This window comes from Dyella lipolytica, assembly GCF_030160075.1.
Classification (GTDB): domain Bacteria; phylum Pseudomonadota; class Gammaproteobacteria; order Xanthomonadales; family Rhodanobacteraceae; genus Dyella_B; species Dyella_B lipolytica.
Genome location: NZ_BSNQ01000009.1, coordinates 737,114 through 754,049 on the forward strand (window position 1 = coordinate 737,114; position 16,936 = coordinate 754,049).

Below are 16,936 nucleotides of genomic sequence, written 5' to 3' on the forward strand. Positions count from 1 at the left end.
GGAAACAGTGAGTGCGCCCGGCGGGACCGGTCGGCTGGACAAGGCCCGCTATAATAGAGGGCTAGCCCCTATGGTGCAGCTCATGTCTTCTACCCCCGCGCTTGTCGTCGATAACCTGCGTAAAACCTACGGAAACGGTGTCCAGGCGCTCAAAGGCATCAGCCTGACGGTGCAACCCGGCGATTTCTTTGCCCTGCTTGGCCCCAACGGCGCCGGCAAATCCACGTTGATCGGCATTCTTTCCTCGCTGGTGAATTCCACCAGCGGCGATGCCCAGATCTTCGGCATGTCGGTCAACAAGCAGCGCAACGAGGCGATGAAGCTGATCGGCCTGGTGCCGCAGGAGCTCAACTTCAACCAGTTCGAGCGACCCTTCGACATCTGCGTGAACGAGGCCGGCTTCTATGGCATCCCCCGCAAGATCGCCGCCGAGCGTGCCGAGAAGTACCTGAAGGAGCTGCGCCTGTGGGACAAGGCCAAGGATCAGGCGCGCATGCTTTCCGGCGGCATGAAGCGACGACTGATGATCGCACGCGCGATGATGAACGAGCCGCGCCTGCTGATTCTGGATGAACCGACGGCCGGCGTGGATATCGAGATACGCCGTTCGATGTGGCAGTTCATCAGCGGCATCAACGCTGCCGGCACCACGGTGATTCTCACCACGCATTACCTGGAAGAAGCCGAACAGCTGTGCCGCAATATCGCCATCATCGACCACGGCACCATCGTGGAGAACACCACGATGAAACAGCTGCTGTCCAAGCTGGACGTGGAAACGTTTGTGTTCGACGTCAACCACGCGCCGAACCCGCTGCCGTCCCTCCCCGGAATCACTTTCCGTCGCGTCGACGAGCACACGCTGGAAGCGGAAATGCCTCGCACGCAGGCGCTCAACGTGTTGTTCGAGACATTCAGCGCGCACGGCATCACCGTCACGTCGATGCGCAACAAGACCAATCGCCTCGAAGAATTGTTCGTGCGATTGGTGGAGAACGGTCGACAAGTGCCCGGTAAGGAGAAAGTGGCATGAGCTATATGTCCGGCAACCTCGTCGCCCTGCAGACCATCGTCCGCCGCGAAATCGTGCGCATCCTGCGTATCTGGACGCAGACGCTTATCCCACCGGCCATCACGATGACGCTGTATTTCGTGATTTTCGGCAAGTTGATCGGCAGCCGTATCGGCACCATCCAGGGCGGCTTCAGCTACATGCAGTACATCGTGCCCGGACTGGTGATGATGAGCATCATCACCAATAGCTACGGCAATATCTCCAGCTCGTTCTTCGGCGCGAAATTCCAGCGCTCGGTGGAGGAGATGCTGGTGTCGCCGATGTCGAACTGGGTCATTTTGCTGGGTTACGTGACGGGTGCGGTAGCGCGCGGTCTTGTGGTCGGCCTGTTGGTGCTGCTGATCGCACTGGGTTTCACGTCGCTGCACGTCGCACATCCGCTGATCACACTGCTTTCCGTGCTGTTCGGCGCCACGATCTTTTCGCTAGCCGGCTTCGTCAACGCCATCTACGCGAAGAAGTTCGACGATATCGCGCTGGTGCCGACCTTCGTGCTCACGCCGCTGACCTATCTCGGCGGTGTGTTCTACTCGGTCACCATGCTCGGCGAACCGTGGCAAGCCATCTCGCGCATCAACCCGATCCTCTACATGGTCAATGCCTTCCGCTTTGGCGTGCTGGGCATCAGCGATGTGCAGATTGGCGTTGCTTTTGCGGTGATGATGGCGTTCGTGATCGGCTTGTCCTGGCTCGCGCTGAATTTGCTCAAGCGCGGCGTCGGGCTGCGTTCGTGATTCTGGATGGTCATTCCGGCTTGCGCCGGCGTGACGATCAGGCCTGAACACGCTCATGCGCGTCAATAAATACATCAGCGAAGCCGGTCTCTGCTCGCGCCGCGAAGCGGACGAACTGCTACTGGCTGGCCGCGTCACCATCAACGGCGAGGTGGTCGGCACGGGTGCCAAAGCGCTGGATGGCGATGAGGTGCGGGTGGACGGCGAGATCGTCCGTGCCCGTATTCTCGCCAGCACGCCAGGCGCAAAGCGCGCGGTCTATATCGCACTGTACAAACCGGTCGGCATCACCTGCACCACCGACCAGAGCGTGGACGGCAACATCGTCGATTTCGTCGACCACCAGGAACGCATTTTTCCTATCGGTCGGCTGGACAAAGATTCCGAAGGATTGATCCTGCTAACCAGCAACGGCGATATCGTCAACGAGATTCTGCGGGCGGAAAATCACCACGAAAAAGAATATCTCGTGGCGGTGAACAAGCCGGTTACCGATGAATTTCTCGCTGCCATGGCGAAAGGTGTGCGCATCCACCGCCAGATGACCAAGCCGTGCCGCACGCGCAAGATCGCCAAATTCGGCTTCGCCATCGTGCTGACCCAGGGCCTGAATCGGCAAATTCGCCTGATGGCTGCCGAGTTCGGCTACCGCGTGACCCAGTTGCGTCGCGTGCGCATCATCAACGTAAAGCTAGGCCATCTGAAACCTGGCCAGTGGCGCAATCTCACCGACGCGGAACTGAAAGGGTTGCTTCCAAACCGCACTCAGTGGTGATGATTAGTGTTTCTTGCGCAGTGGCACATCTTCCAACAGCCACGCCAACCCGAACGCCAGCACGATCACACCGGCGGCGATCGTATAGACCATATGCAACGCCCCACCGAACGCCTGCAGGTAGATGGTGCGCACGGCATCCGGCAGATCATGCACGGCTCGCGGTCCCATCGAATGCGGCAGCACGGCGTCGTGCGGAATCGTGGCGGCCAGCCGCGAATGCAGCCCGTTGGTGAACAAGGCACCGAAAGCGGCTACGCCTATCGAACCGCCGATGGAACGAAATAACGTCGCGCCGGATGTCGCCACGCCCATATGCTTGAAATGCACGCTGTTCTGAACCGCCAGAATCAGCACCTGCATCACCATGCCGAGCCCCAGGCCGAGCAGGCAGATATAGAGATAGAGAAATCCGATCGGCGTCGCGTTGTTGAGCGTGCCGAGCAAGCCCATCGCAACACATGCCAGCAAGGTGCCGACGATCGGGAAGATGCGATATCTCCCGATTTTGCTGATGATCCGCCCGCTCACTATCGAGCTGAGCATGATGCCGCCCATCATCGGCAGCAACTGCATGCCGGCCTCCGAGGGCGTGGAGTTCTTGACCACCTGCAGATACAACGGCAGGAAGGTCATGGAGCCGAACAGCGACATGCCGATGATGAAACCGATCAGGCAGCACAGCAGAAACGTGCGCTCCTTGAACAGCTCCAGCGGAATGATGGGTTCGGACGCTTTGCGTTCTTCGTAGACAAAGCCAACCAGCGCCACCAGACCGAACACCAGCGTGAACCAGAGTTGCGGTGACGACCACGGCAATATCACGCCGCCCTGCGTGGTGAACAGCACAATACAGGTGAGTGTCGTCGCCAAAAATCCGGCGCCCATGTAATCGATCTCGTGCTTCACGTGCGCGGTATGCGGCTTGAAAACGGCGCCGATCACCGCGAGCGCCACGATGCCCAGCGGCAAGTTGATGTAGAAAATCCAGCGCCACGACAGATGTTCAACCAGGAAGCCGCCAATCAGCGGTCCGATCACCGTCGCCAAGCCATAGATGCCACCGAACATACCTTGATAGCGGCCGCGCTCGGCGGGTGGGATCACGTCACCGATCGACGCCATCGTCACCACCAGCAACCCGCCGCCGCCCAGACCTTGCAACGCGCGCATCAGGATCAGCTGCGTCATGTTCTGCGCGACGCCACATAGCACCGAGCCGACCAGGAACAACACGATCGCCGCCTGCAGCACGATCTTCCGGCCGAACAGGTCGCCGAATTTTCCGTAGAGCGGCACCACGATCGTCGAGGTGAGCAGATACGCCGTCACCACCCACGACAGGCTTTCCAAACCGCCGAGCTCGCCCACGATGGTGGGCAGCGCCGTGGACACGATGGTTTGGTCCAACGCAGCAAGCAGCATCACCAGCATCAGCGCGGAGAACAGCAGGCGGATCGGCGGATGCTCGCGCTCTTGCGCGTGCGTCCGCTCGATCACCCTGTCGGGATTTTCTTTGATTAAAGGCGTATCGGCGCTCATGACCGGGCTGATTGAAATTAATTAACTACTTGGTTAATATATAGTGCACTGGTCAGTTCAGTCAATGGGTCGTATCACCATGGTGGCGCGAAACGCCGACAAACCCGCCGTACGGAAGCCAAAAAACACACCGCGCCGGCCAGGACGGCCATCCGGTGCCGCCAGCGGCCCAGAGCAACGCAATCGCTTGCTCGATACGGCGCTGGTGTTGTTCGCCCGGCAAGGTATCGCTGACACCTCGCTCGCCGCCATCGCACGCCAAGCCGGTGTGACGCCGGCCATGCTGCACTACTACTTCAAGACGCGCGATCAGCTGCTGGATGTCTTGATCGAGGAGCGTATCCAGCCGCGCAGAGCTGCCATCGGCAAGATGTTCGACATCAACGCAGGCGATCCCGTTACGGTCATCACGCAATTGGCGGAGCGCCTTATGCACACGGCCACGGAGCACGAGTGGTTTCCCGCGCTATGGATGCGCGAAGTGCTTAGCGACAACGGTATGTTGAGGCAGCGCATCGTCAAGCGCTACGGCAAGCTACATCAGCAACCGGCCATAGACTGCATCGCACATTGGCAAGCCGAAGGTAAGCTCAACCCTGATCTCGAACCTGCACTGATCTTCATCTCGATCTTCGGTCTGACCATTGTGCCGCTCATCGCCGCCAAGTCGTGGAGCAGAGATTCCATGGGTGGCAAGTTGAGCGCCGCAGACATTGCGCGGCATTCCGTGGCGCTACTTGCCCATGGCGTCGGCCCGAAGCGATAAATCGAATGCCTCCAAATAAATAGATAGGGCCGCCTTTCGGCAGCCCTATCCGTCTTTCTTGCCGCTTCAAGGCGCGCATGACTCGCCTTGATCGCAGACGCTTACTGCGCGTTCAACTGAACCTGGCCGAGCACGAACGAGGTCTCTCTACCGCGCCTCGGCGCTTCTTTACCCGTGAACTTCAAAGTGAACGTTTGGCCGATCAAGGAGCTGACGTTTACCGATTCGGCGACATAGCCCGACGACGGATTGAGGTTGGAGTACGTCGCCAGCGTGGTCGCTGTACCGTTGCTGCTGATGGCCTGCACAGTCAAGGTATCGATCGCACTCGTGGAGGTCTCGGTGGTATCGATGTGCAGTTCATATTGTAGCGTTGCGCTGGTATGGCCCGACGGAATCGTCACCGATTGCGACAATGTGTCGGTATGCGACGTGGTATAGCCGTCCAGCCACATGAACCAGTTGCCGGTGTACGGGCTCTCGCCCGTGCAGTAGTCCACGCTGCTGCTCTGGTTGCTGCACAAGACGCCCGCGGTCTCCGTCCACGACGTGCCATTGGTGAACGTGGGGTTCGCGATCACCTGCACTGGCGCGCTACTGCTCACCGTCACCGACTGACTGGTGCTGTTGCTGGCACCGGTGTTGTCCGTCACCTTCAACGTGACGGTATACGTGCCCGCCGCTGCATAGGTGTGGCTGGGGCTGGCCGAGGTGGATGTACCGCCATCTCCAAAGGTCCACGCATACGCGTTGATCGTGCCGCCCGAATCGGTGGACGTGTTGGTGAAGGCCACCGTCAGTCCACTCACGCTATCGGTGAAGCTCGCCACCGGATTGCCGCCGGAGCCCGAAGACACCGTGACCGAACCGGTCTTGGTATTGGTGGCGCCCGTGTTGTCGGTCACTTTCAGCGATACCGAGTACGTACCTGCCGCCGTATATGTGTGGCTCGGGCTAGCCGACGTGGACGTGCCGCCGTCGCCGAACGTCCATGCATACGATGTGATCGTGCCGCCCGTATCGGTGGAGGTATTGGTGAAGTTCACCGTGAGCCCGCTCACTGAGTCGGTGAAGTTGGCTACCGGATTGCCCGACGAACCACCACCGGCCAGACTGACCAGCTGATTGACGATGCTGCTGCCCCAACCGGTGGTGTAATCCCAACCGGTGCCGGCGTTTTCACCGCTGTTGTTGCCGGAGGTGATGTCATGGAAGGCCGCCGCATAGTTGGCCGACGATGATTGGGCAACTTTGTAAATCACCGGTGCAGCAAAGCCGACGCTGGCGCCATCCGCTTGCAGTACATGCGCCCACACGCCCACCGCCAATGGTGCGGCGAGACTGGTGCCGCCAATCTGCTGATCGGCTGCGCCGTCCACGGTCACCAAGGCGCCGCTGTCCGGGCTGGCGTCGAAAGCGATATCCGGTACACCGCGAAACGTTTGATTGGTGATACCTGCTACACCTTTCTGCCAGCTAGGAATCGGCTCGAAGGTGCTGGGGCTGCCGCCGGTGGCACCCTCGCCCTCGTTGAGGTTGTTCCACACGGTCTCGCTTTGCCAGGTAGTGTTGGGGCTGGTATAGACCTCGGTACCGCCTACGGAGGTGACGTATTGCGAGCTTGCCGGCCAGCTTGGCGTGGTACCGCCGGTGCCGCACTCATCCGCGCCGGAATCGCCCGCCGACACGAAGAAGGTTTGGCCCTGTGCATCGGCCTGTTCGAAGGTCTGGTCGTTCGATGCAGCGGCACCGCTCGACTGTGCATCGGTTTCGCATTCGCCCAGCGACACGTCGATGGCTTTGACGATATTGTCGGACACCGCTAGCGCGTAATCGGTCTGCAGATCCGAATCGTTCAAGGAAGCGGCGACATAGAAGTAATACTGCGTGACGCCGGTGAACGCGATGATGTCCTGGCTATCCAGATCCCATTCGCCATCGCCGCTGGTGTCGCTACCGGAAGTGTTGCCTTTCAGCGTGAGCGTCACGCTCGGCAGCCCATTCGCAGACAGATACGAGGCGACGTCGCTTTGCACGTTGCTCATCGAACCTTCCGAGACCGAGCCGATCGCCACCGAGGTGACCTTCGGCAAACTGCTTGCGCCATAGATCGACGGGAAGTCAGTGGGGTTGTGTCCCACCGCTGAGCCGGTTGCTAAAGGATGGGCGGTATTGCCGTGCACCACATTGGGATTCAAACGCTGCGCAAAGACATGCGAGGTATGCACATTTTGCACGCCGAGCACGGCCAGCACCGAATCCTGCAGACCGGCAGGAATCTTCACATCGCTGCTATTGGCGTATGCATCGCGGCCATCATGCGTCTTCACATGCACGAACGTGGTGTTGAATGCCGCCTGCGCTGTATCGGCGTGACCATCGGCTTCCACCTGCATGCGATTGGCTGCGATCTGCACATGGCCGAAGCCGGCCTTGGTCAGGTAATCGGCGACCGCTTGCGCCTGCTCCGCCGTAGGTGCGTAGAGCGCATTGAATTGATCCGAGGTCAACGGCTTGAAGCCGGGCTTGGCGACATAAGCGTCGAGTTGTTGCTTGTTTCGCAGCTTCAGCGTGACGACCACATGCATGGGCTGCGAAAAAGCCAGAGGGCCTACCACCTGATCGCCGTTTCGCAAACTGACGGCCGGGTGGAGGGTAACCAGCGCGGCGCTGGTAGCAGGGATAGTCGAGACCGCAGCTGTATTGTCCGCTACCGGTTTCGCGACGACGTACACCGAATTCATCGCGACGAGACCGAACGCGGCAATCAGCGTTTTCATACGAAGATTGCTTGGCATTTCTAACTCCCCAGGGAATCCAGGGACGAACGACCCCGATGAGGTCGCACGTACCCCATGACAGTTAAGTCGCGCTCGCGCGCGACGCCGTTGTTTCGATAGATTGCCTAGCGACTCCTCGAGCCTCGGCGTGCTGCTGCTCCCCCTGCGTTCCTAATGCGGGCAGTGCCGACTCAACACTCGAACGACGCGCGTGTTCCCTAATCAATGGCGTCGTCGTGGAATCATTCGTCGTGTGCTCCCTACGGCGAATGCATTTGAAGCTATCCGTCGAACAAACCTACGTCAAGTCGAAAACTTAGTGCCGATTGGCAAAAACTAATTACAAAATAAACGCTGCAAATGAAGGCATTTCATTCACAAAAATTAATGGCGTATTGCGACGCATAAACTTGCAAATTGATATCGATAGCAGCTTCTCGGTGCTGCTAAGCACATCGGTCATCGTTATGTGAAAGTCTTATGTGCCGCCACTTCTTACGTCGATAATTCGTGAACGTGAAGAAGAAAATCACGCAAGTTATTCCGGGCAATGAGGTTCATGACAGCACTACGCGCGATCTGACAATCAATCGCGCCAGCTTTACGCAAGTATGGGTTTCACAAACTGTCATCATGACTGCACGTCTACTTCGCATTCGCACGATCCAATCTTTCATACGTTTGCTCGCATGAAGATATGTGCAACGCAAAAAGAATGAACGAACGCTGACACGCGATGCTGCGTCTCAGGTATCTAGGCGCACACCGAGCTCGGCAAGCCGGCGCAATCCATCCGGTGTTGGCAGTAAAGCGCGCTGGCGAGGCGCGCGTCGTAACCATCCTGCGTCGAGCATGGCATCTGTGATGGCAACACCCAACGGACCGCCTAAATGTAAGCGTCGTTCGGTCCAATCCAGGCAACCACGTCCACGCAAACGCAAAAGCTGTTGCGTCGGCGACGCCTGCCAACCGGTGTGCACTAGCGCATCGGCGGCGACAGGAAGCAGGCAGATACCATCGCTTCCCGTTTGCAGCCAACCGCGGTCCAACCATGCTTCACAAAGCGCGACACCCAACTGCCCAGCAAGATGGCGATAGCAAGTGCGCGCGCGACACAACACCGGATCGCGTGCAGCAGCTGCGGGCGCGGTGCGTGATGCGTGCGGCAGCACCATCCCTTCCAGCCACGCCGCTATGTCGTCATTCGCCAATCGAAAATAGCGGTGACGCCCCTGCTCGTGCAGGCCGAGCAAACCGCCATCGAGCAAGCGCTTGAGATGCGCACTGGCCGTCGCCGGACTGACGCCTGCGATGCGCGCCAGTTCACCCGCAGGGCGCGTGGTGCCGTCCATCAAGGCAAGCAGGATCGCTGCCCGCGCTGGTTCCGCCAGCAACGCGCCCAGCTCGGCAAGTTGGTAACGACTGAGCGGACTGGCTTCGGTCATGCGCGCAGTCTAGCCGCCGTGCGACACGAACGCTTCGTTGTTGAGCGAAACATGACGGGTCGAACGTCGCCACACTTGCGGCATGGAAACCAAACAGACACCCGACACACTGAGCATCCGGCCGCCGATTCTCTATTTCGGCACACCGGTGGTCCTAATCACCACGCGCAACGAAGACGGCACAGCGAATATCACCCCCATGTCGTCGGCCTGGGCATTGGCCGATCGGGTGGTGATCGGTCTCACCGGCGGTGGCCAGGGGCTGGCCAACTTGTTGCGCGAAGGCGAGTGCGTGCTGAATCTGGCCAGCGAATCCATGCACAAGGCCGTGGAGCGCCTCGCCCCGACCAGCGGAAGCAATCCGGTTCCCACATGGAAATGCAAAGCCGGCTATCGCCATGAAGCGGACAAGTTCTCACTGGGCGGTTTGCACGCGCGTCCGTCTTTGAAAGTGGCCGCTCCACGCATTGCCGAATGCCCCCTGCAGCTCGAAGCGCGCATGACGCATCACGTGCTTCGCCCGCTGGAAGCATGGCGCGACGATGCGGGTGGGTTCGCCATCATCGAGCTGGAAGTGCTGCACGTGCATGCACACGCCGATATCGTGGTGCCGGGCACGCAACATATCGATCCCGTCCACTATGCGCCGCTGTTCTATCTGTTCCGCCACTACGTGGGTCGCGGCACGGCCTTCGGAAAGACCTTCAAGGCCCAAGTGTGAGCTATCGCGACTTGCGTGCGGCGGGTGGGCGACGCACTCGCGTTGCCAGCGGTTTCGCGTACTCGCTCAACGCTGTTGCGAGATGGTCATACAACGCACGTGTTCTTGCACTTCGACGCTGGTCTTCGTGCATCACCACCCATGCATCCATATGCAAGAGGAAGCTGTCGGCAAATAGCGGCCGCAATGCGGGATCGCGGCTGGCGATACCGACCTGGCAGACGCCAATGCCGTATCCGGCGCGGATCGCGGCCAGCGCCGCCAAATCGCTGTCGGTACGCAAGGCAAAGTTTTCGCGCGTATAGGGTATGCCCGCTGGGCGCATGCTACGTATGTAAGCAGTCTCACGATCGAAACCGATCAAGGCGTGCGCGGCGAGATCCGCCATCGTTTTGGGCCGCCCATTCGCCTCGAGATAGCGTTGGTGTGCGTAAACCCCCAGCGCGATCTTGCCGATATGCCGCGCCACCAGCGCGCCTTGCGTCGGACGAACCATTCGTATCGCGATATCGGCATCACGCCGCAGCAAATCTTCGGCCTGATTGGACAATGACAGCTCGATCACGATACCCGGGTGCTGCTGCCGGAATGCAGCCAGGATAGGCGGCAACACTTCGGCGCCGATGACATCGCTGGCCGTAATGCGCACCACGCCGGCAATCGCATTCTGTCCGGTGGAGGCGGCCCGGCGCAGTGCCGCCGACGCCGATGCCATCGCCTGCGCATGCGGTACCAACTCGTGCGCGAGGTCGGTGGGAGCCAAGCCCTGTGGCGAACGCGCGAACAACGGCGCGCGCAACGTCTCCTCCAGCTCCCGCATGTGCCGGCCCAGGCTGGGCTGGGTCATGCCCAGCGCACGGGCCGCACCAGACAGGCTTCCTTCGCGCATGACCGCAAGGAAGGATCGATATAGCTCCCAACCGGGCTCGGTCTTTGCCATGCATATTTGTATATCAGATCAACATCATTAGGCAATTTTCTTTTATCTGTGCCGAGCCCAGACTCTGTCCATCCCAAACGGAGGACAGCGTCATGAACACATCGAAGATGGCACTGGTGATCGGCGCCAATGGCGGCATCGGCCGCGAGGCTTGTCTTGCGCTGAAGCGTCACGACTGGCAGGTGCGCGCCCTGGTCCGCACGCCGCCTGCAGAGCAAAACGCACACGGCGTCACCTGGATCAAGGGCGATGCCATGAACGCCACCGATGTGCTCGGTGCGGCTGCCGGCGCGCAACTCATTGTGCATGCCGTGAACCCTGCCGGTTATCGCGGCTGGGACAAAGTGGTGCTGCCGATGCTGGATAACACCATCGATGCGGCCAAGGCGACAGGCGCGCGAATCGTGCTGCCTGGCACGATCTACAACTTCGGACCTGACGCGTTTCCGCTGCTGCGCGAGGACTCTCCTCAGCATCCGATCACTCGCAAAGGCGAGATTCGTGCGGAGATGGAACGGCGGCTGGCAACGGCTGGCGTACGCGTGCTGATTCTGCGCTGCGGCGACTTCATCGGGCCGCAGGCGGCCAGCACATGGTTTTCGCAAGGACTGGTGCAACCGAACAAGCCCGTCACGGTGCTTCGCTATCCCGGCGACTACAGCATCGCTCATGCGTGGGCTTATTTGCCGGACGTCGGCGAAACGATGGCGCGTCTGCTTGACCGCGAGCATGCACTGGCCGATGTCGATGTTTTTCACTTCGGAGGCTATTGGCTGGACGGTCATGCGATGACCGAGGCTGTGCGCCGCGCGACGAATAGCCCGCGTATCCCCTTGCGCCGTTTTCCGTGGTGGATGACGGCGGTGCTTGCTCCATTCATGGAAACGCTGCGCGAGCTGCGCAAGATGCGCTATCTGTGGCAATCGCCGATCCAGCTCGACGACCGCAAGCTCGTCGCCTTCCTCGGCAATAAGCCTTACACACCGATTGACGAAGCGCTGCGCGCGACGTTGATGGGTATCGGTTGCTTGTCTGGAAGGAGCGATTCAGCTCACGTGGCTGTTTGATCTCCCCGCGCGGAACAGCCCGATGACCTCACCCTTCGCCTCGGCACAGGCCGGGCCGACGGGTCCGCACATCACGTACCACGCGGTTTCGCACGATGCGTCGGCGTCGCCGTCCACGGATCGTCGGGCCAGGGATGTTTGGGATAGCGCCCCTTCAGTTCTTTCTTCACTTCGGGATACGTGCGTTCCCAGAAGCCTTTCAAATCCTGCGTCACCTGAATCGGGCGTCCCGCCGGCGACAGCAGATGCAGCGTTACAGGAATGCGGCCACCTGCCACGCGCGGCGTGTCGGCAAGACCGAACAGTTCCTGCAGCTTTACCGCCAACACCGGAGGCTCACCGGGGCCATAGTCGAGCCGACGCGTCTGCCCGCTTGGTACGGTCAGGTGGTCGGGAGCCTGCGCATCGAGCTGTCTGCGCTGCTCGTAATCGAATAAGGCGACCAACGCTTGCGAAAGATCCTCGCCGGACAATGCATCGAGTTTGCGTTTGCCTTGCAGATAAGGCGACAGCCAATCGTCCAGGGTATCGAGCAAGCGCGCATCCGATACATCGGGCAGGCCGAGCTCCGGCATCCACTCACGGAGCGACTGCATGCGTAGACGCAGCCGGCGTGCGGATTCGCTCCACGGCAAAGCATCCAAGCCACGGCTGCGAATAGCCGCAAGCAATGCGGGCACGGCGTCTTCCGCTTGCACGGGAACGCTACGGCGCTCAAGCACAATGGCCGCAAAACGCCTTTCCTCGAACGCTTCCACGGCGGCGCGTTCGTCATTCCAGCGCACGTTGCGCACACGCTGGAATTGATCGGGATAGTCACTCTCTAGCACGCGCGGATCGAACGGCGCGGCGGAGAGGATCAAGCTATCGCGCGTTTCGTGCCGCAAGTCCAGCACGACCAGCCAAGGCTCGCCCAACAAGGCTGTCTGTTCGTGCAAACGCGCGCCGCGCCCATTGGACAAGGTATAGCGCAGCGGATTGCTTTCATCCTGCCGCGCGAGGCGATCGGGAAAAGCGTGCAGCAGCAAGTCGCCCACGGCGTGACTATGCGGCACGCCGCTCGGCGCGCTGCGTACATCCAGTCGACGGCGCCAGCCTTTGCTGGCTTGCTCGATCGCGGCCAGCGCACCCGCGTCGGCGCCGCTGCTATGCCCTGTCGCACTGCGACGGTCGCGCCAGGCATGCAGGGCGGCGACGCGTATCCGGAAATCGTCGCTGCGCGATGGCTCTCCGCGCAAAGGCGAACGCGCTTCCATGAGGGCGAGCAGATCGGCAACTAGTGCATACAAGGTCTCTGGTGCACGCAAGGCGGCGGCACCGAGGCGCGGCGTTGCGCCGAGTTCGAGCATGCGGCGGCCGAGTGCCGTGATGCGCTCTTGCGCATCGAGTGCACCCAGACGCGTCAATAGCCCGCGCGCTTGCGCGATGGCACCCGTCGGCGGCGGGTCGAGCCACGGCAGTTCCGTACTGCCCCATGCCGCCAATTCCAGCGCAAGTCCGGATAATTCGGCCTGCGTGATTTCCGCCGTGCGCGCCGGGTCCAGCCGGCGGCTCTGCGGCCAAAGCCGATAGGCCGTGCCCTCGGCGACACGACCGGCGCGGCCGGCACGCTGATCGGCCGATGCCTGAGATATGTTCACGGTCTCCAATCGGGTAAATCCCGAATTGGGATCGAAGCGCGGCTCGCGCGCCAAACCCGCATCGATCACAGCGCGGATGCCCGGCAGCGTGACGCTGGATTCGGCAACGTTGGTCGCCAGCACCACGCGCCGCATGCCCTCTTCCGCCGGCGCGAGTGCAAGCTGCTGTTCGGCAAGCGACAGTTCGCCGTGCAACGCAACGGTTTCTACATCGTCCCGCTGCAAAGTCTGCGCCAGAATGCTTTGCACGCGCACGATTTCGCGGCGGCCGGGAAGAAAGGCCAATACGTCGCCGGCGTTTTCATCCAAGGCCTGTCGCGCGACACGCGCCAGATGATGCTCCACACTTTCCTGAGTGCGCGCCGCTGGATATTCGACGCGAACTGGAAAACTACGTCCCGGACTGCTGATGCGCGGCGCATCGAGCCACTGCGCGATGCGCTCGCCATCCAGCGTGGCCGACATCACCACGATGCGCAGGTCCGGACGCAAAGTGGCCTGGATATCCAGTGCCAAGGCCGCACCGAGATCGCCTGCAAGATGCCGCTCATGAAACTCGTCGAACAGAATCGCACCGATATCGGTGAGCTCTGGATCGTCTTGAATCAAACGCGTGAGAATGCCTTCGGTGACCACTTCAATACGCGTGGCCGCACTGACTTTCGACTCGAAGCGAATGCGATAGCCCACCGTCTGCCCGATCGGTTCGCCCAACTGCTGCGACATGAACTGTGCTGCTGCGCGCGCGGCGATGCGTCGCGGTTCCAGCATCACGATCTTTTTGTCCCCCAGCCATCGCTCATCACGCAAGGCCAGCGGCACCTGGGTCGTCTTGCCGGCTCCGGGTGGCGCCTCCAGTACCAACCGCGGCTGCGCGGCCAGCGATGCGCAGATATCCGGCAGCAGCGGAGTAATCGGAAACATCGGCACAGACTTATTCATGTGCACGATGATAATGGCCGCAGGAACGGTGTCCTACCGGGTGGATGCATGCCTCCACGTGGAGGCATGCATCGCGAGGACTATTGCTTGATCGGCGCCGTCACCGCAGCAGCCGGCGGCGTGGCAACCGGCCTTGCACGCAGCGGTGCCAGCGACTCGAACCCGCTCTGGTAGTCATCCGTAATTTGTTTGGCATCCTCACTATTCGTAATCACGCGCGGCGTGATCAGTACGATCAGCTCGGTGCGCGTCTTGCTCTTGCCTGTTGAGCCGAACAGCTTGCCCAGTATGGGAATATCGCTCAACCACGGAACGCCCTGGCCATTATCCGCGTTCTGCTGCTGGATCAGGCCGCCGAGCAGCACGGTCTGACCATTCTGCACGCCAAGCTGGGTCGCGATCTGGCGCTGTTGAATCGTGTAGTTGCCCTGGCTGTTGGCCGGACCCGTCGTGGCGCTGACTTGCTGATCGATATTGAGATAGACCAGTCCACCCGGATTCACGCGCGGCTGCACGTCCAGAATGATGCCGGTGGGAAGGTATTGCACCTGGCCTACCGTGGTTGCTGTAGTGCCCGTTGTCAGTCCGTTGTAATAGGTCTGGTTGATCGGGATCTGATTGCCTACCTGGATATGCGCTACCTGATTGTTGAGCACGACCAGCGAAGGTGCCGACAGCGTCTTGGTATTCTGGCTGCTTTCCAGAGCGTTGATGGCCACCTGGAATTTTCCGTTCGAACTCAGGAAGGAGTAGAAGAACGGCTGCCCGTTGTACGAGTTGGTTGAGGTTGATTGACCACCGATGCCGCCACCCAGGCCAATCATGCGGTGCGCGTACGGATTACCTGGCGTGTAGCCACCGCTGGAATTTTGCGAACCGCCAGCCAATCCTTGCAGATACCACTGCACGCCATACTCGAGGTCGCCAACCAGATCCACCTCGAACACCCGTGTCTCGATCTGCACTTGCAAAGGAGGCACGTCGAGCTGCTTGATGGCACCGAGAATCTCTTCCCACTGTGCCGGACGCGCACGCACCAGCAACTGATTGTTAGCATCCACCGAGCTGATGCGAATGCTGCCGTCTTTGGAGCTGTAGCCTTGCTCCTGATTCGCATTATTGGCCAGACCGCCATTCATGCCGACACCGCTCACTGAGGTGCCGCCGCCAATGCCGCCCGTGGAGCTGGACGAACCGCCGAATCCGCCACCCGTCGAAGACGATGAGGGATAGCTGCTGGATCCGGTGCTCCCACCGATACCGCTGGACAGACCGCCCGTCGTGGAGCTGCCAAAGCTGCCAGCCGTGCTACCTATGCCGCTGGCCGAACCGCTGGCGTTGTTGCCAACGCCCAGCGTAGTCGCGCCGCCCGCACCCGGCCCAACGCTGCCGCCACGGTCATTGCCACCATTGCCAGCGTTATCCGTGTAGATCTGCGCCAGATAGTGCGCGAGATCCCCCGCGCTGATGTTGCGCACGTCGTAAACATACAGCTGCGGCTCGTTGCCTCCGCCAAGATCGATCTTGGCGATCCAGTCGCCGACTTCGTGGAGGTAGCTGGGCTGCGTACTGATGACTACCAGCGCATTGGTGCGCTTGATCGGAATGAAACGCAGCATGCCTGCCAGCGGCGTATCGCCTTTGGCACCGAACATGCCGTCCAGCTGCGGCATCAGATCATCAACCGTGGCGTGCTGCAGATTGAACACGCCCACCGACATACCGCGCAGCCAATCCACGTCGAAGGTGCGTACGGTTCGGGCGTAGTTCTCCAGCTCGTCGGGTGTGCCGGACACCACGATCACGTTGCGCGTGGGATCGACCAGCAAAATCGAATCGGCGCGCGCGAAGGGCTTGAGCAGTTTCTCCATCTGCGGAGCGGCGATGTAGTGCAGCGGAAACAGGCGTGCCTGTAAGCCACCCGCGGGCGCCGCAGCGCCAAGGCTGGGGACGAGATTGCCGGCTACCGCGTCCTTTTCGGGCATCACTACATACCGGCCGTCGGTCTTGACCAACGCATTGTGCGTCCACGACAGCAGCGTCTCCAGAATTGGCATGGCCTGGGCGCTGTCGACCGGTTCGGAAGTGGAGAACGAGATATTGCCTTGCACGCCCGGCACGATGGTGTAGTTCTGCTGCAGTAGATCGCCCAGGATCGCCTTCACGACGGCTTGTACGGGTTGGTTCTCGAAATTGAACGTCACCGCGCCGCTGCCGGTGGCAGCCGGGCGCGGTGTAGAGAGCGCGGTGGGTTGAACGAAGCGACCTGTGCCGGTGCTGATGCTGGCCACTGCTGGCGCAGCCGCCGCGTTAGGCAACGCGCTGTTCAACGGCTGCGGCTGCGGCGCAGGTTTTTCCGTACCGGCCACTGCCTCGCGTTCGAGTTCGTGGTTATCGGGTGGAATAAGCGGTTTGTTGGCGGCACAGCCGCTCAGGAAGACTGCCAGCGCGATCGCGCCAATCCGCAGTCCGTAGCGTTGATAAGGTGGCATGCGCTCGTGTGACATGA

At 60.7% G+C, this 16,936-nt stretch carries 12 protein-coding genes; 6 read left to right on the forward strand and 6 right to left on the reverse strand.

What is annotated here, in order from left to right:
- Positions 1 to 82: 82 nt before the first annotated feature.
- Genes QQL64_RS16420 through QQL64_RS16430 form a run of 3 tightly spaced genes read left to right on the forward strand, consistent with a single transcriptional unit; the run spans position 83 to position 2,584 of the window.
- Positions 83 to 1,033, forward strand: coding sequence for an ABC transporter ATP-binding protein (locus tag QQL64_RS16420; protein ID WP_284401584.1), 951 nt, complete (start codon positions 83 to 85; stop codon positions 1,031 to 1,033).
- Positions 1,030 to 1,809, forward strand: a complete 780-nt coding sequence (locus tag QQL64_RS16425) for an ABC transporter permease (protein WP_284401586.1) — start codon at positions 1,030 to 1,032, stop codon at positions 1,807 to 1,809. The genes QQL64_RS16420 and QQL64_RS16425 overlap by 4 nt, the downstream gene beginning before the upstream one ends.
- A gap of 55 nt (positions 1,810 to 1,864) precedes the next feature.
- Complete coding sequence (locus QQL64_RS16430; RefSeq protein ID WP_284401587.1) at positions 1,865 to 2,584, forward strand: pseudouridine synthase; 720 nt, start codon at positions 1,865 to 1,867, stop codon at positions 2,582 to 2,584.
- A 3-nt stretch (positions 2,585 to 2,587) separates the two neighbouring features.
- Here the strand turns inward: QQL64_RS16430 and QQL64_RS16435 are convergent, their stop codons facing one another.
- A complete protein-coding gene (locus QQL64_RS16435; RefSeq protein ID WP_284401588.1) occupies positions 2,588 to 4,126 on the reverse strand; it encodes an MDR family MFS transporter in 1,539 nt (512 codons plus the stop codon).
- A gap of 64 nt (positions 4,127 to 4,190) precedes the next feature.
- On the opposite strand from QQL64_RS16435, the gene QQL64_RS16440 reads away from it, so the two are divergent.
- The gene (locus QQL64_RS16440) at positions 4,191 to 4,892 is read left to right on the forward strand and encodes a TetR/AcrR family transcriptional regulator (protein WP_284401589.1); all 702 of its coding nucleotides are present in this window, start codon (positions 4,191 to 4,193) and stop codon (positions 4,890 to 4,892) included.
- 101 nt (positions 4,893 to 4,993) lie between these two features.
- Here the strand turns inward: QQL64_RS16440 and QQL64_RS16445 are convergent, their stop codons facing one another.
- Positions 4,994 to 7,690, reverse strand: a complete 2,697-nt coding sequence (locus QQL64_RS16445) for a PKD domain-containing protein (protein WP_284401591.1) — start codon at positions 7,688 to 7,690, stop codon at positions 4,994 to 4,996.
- Positions 7,691 to 8,418: 728 nt separating this feature from the next.
- Complete coding sequence (locus QQL64_RS16450; protein WP_284401593.1) at positions 8,419 to 9,117, reverse strand: ArsR/SmtB family transcription factor; 699 nt, start codon at positions 9,115 to 9,117, stop codon at positions 8,419 to 8,421.
- Positions 9,118 to 9,199: 82 nt separating this feature from the next.
- Here QQL64_RS16450 and QQL64_RS16455 point away from each other — a divergent pair, with 82 nt between their 5' ends.
- Entirely contained in the window at positions 9,200 to 9,838 is a 639-nt protein-coding gene (locus tag QQL64_RS16455; RefSeq protein ID WP_284401595.1) for a flavin reductase family protein, read from the forward strand.
- A gap of 1 nt (position 9,839) precedes the next feature.
- Here QQL64_RS16455 and QQL64_RS16460 read toward each other — a convergent pair whose 3' ends face one another.
- Positions 9,840 to 10,778, reverse strand: coding sequence for a LysR family transcriptional regulator (locus QQL64_RS16460; protein ID WP_284401597.1), 939 nt, complete (start codon positions 10,776 to 10,778; stop codon positions 9,840 to 9,842).
- Positions 10,779 to 10,870: 92 nt separating this feature from the next.
- On the opposite strand from QQL64_RS16460, the gene QQL64_RS16465 reads away from it, so the two are divergent.
- Entirely contained in the window at positions 10,871 to 11,845 is a 975-nt protein-coding gene (locus tag QQL64_RS16465; protein WP_284401599.1) for an NAD(P)H-binding protein, read from the forward strand.
- Between the two features lie 71 nt (positions 11,846 to 11,916).
- On the opposite strand, the gene hrpB is transcribed toward QQL64_RS16465, so the two are convergent.
- The gene (gene hrpB / locus QQL64_RS16470; RefSeq protein WP_284401600.1) at positions 11,917 to 14,427 is read right to left on the reverse strand and encodes an ATP-dependent helicase HrpB; all 2,511 of its coding nucleotides are present in this window, start codon (positions 14,425 to 14,427) and stop codon (positions 11,917 to 11,919) included.
- Between the two features lie 80 nt (positions 14,428 to 14,507).
- Entirely contained in the window at positions 14,508 to 16,934 is a 2,427-nt protein-coding gene (gene gspD, locus QQL64_RS16475; RefSeq protein WP_284401602.1) for a type II secretion system secretin GspD, read from the reverse strand.
- Between the last annotated feature and the right edge of the window lie 2 nt (positions 16,935 to 16,936).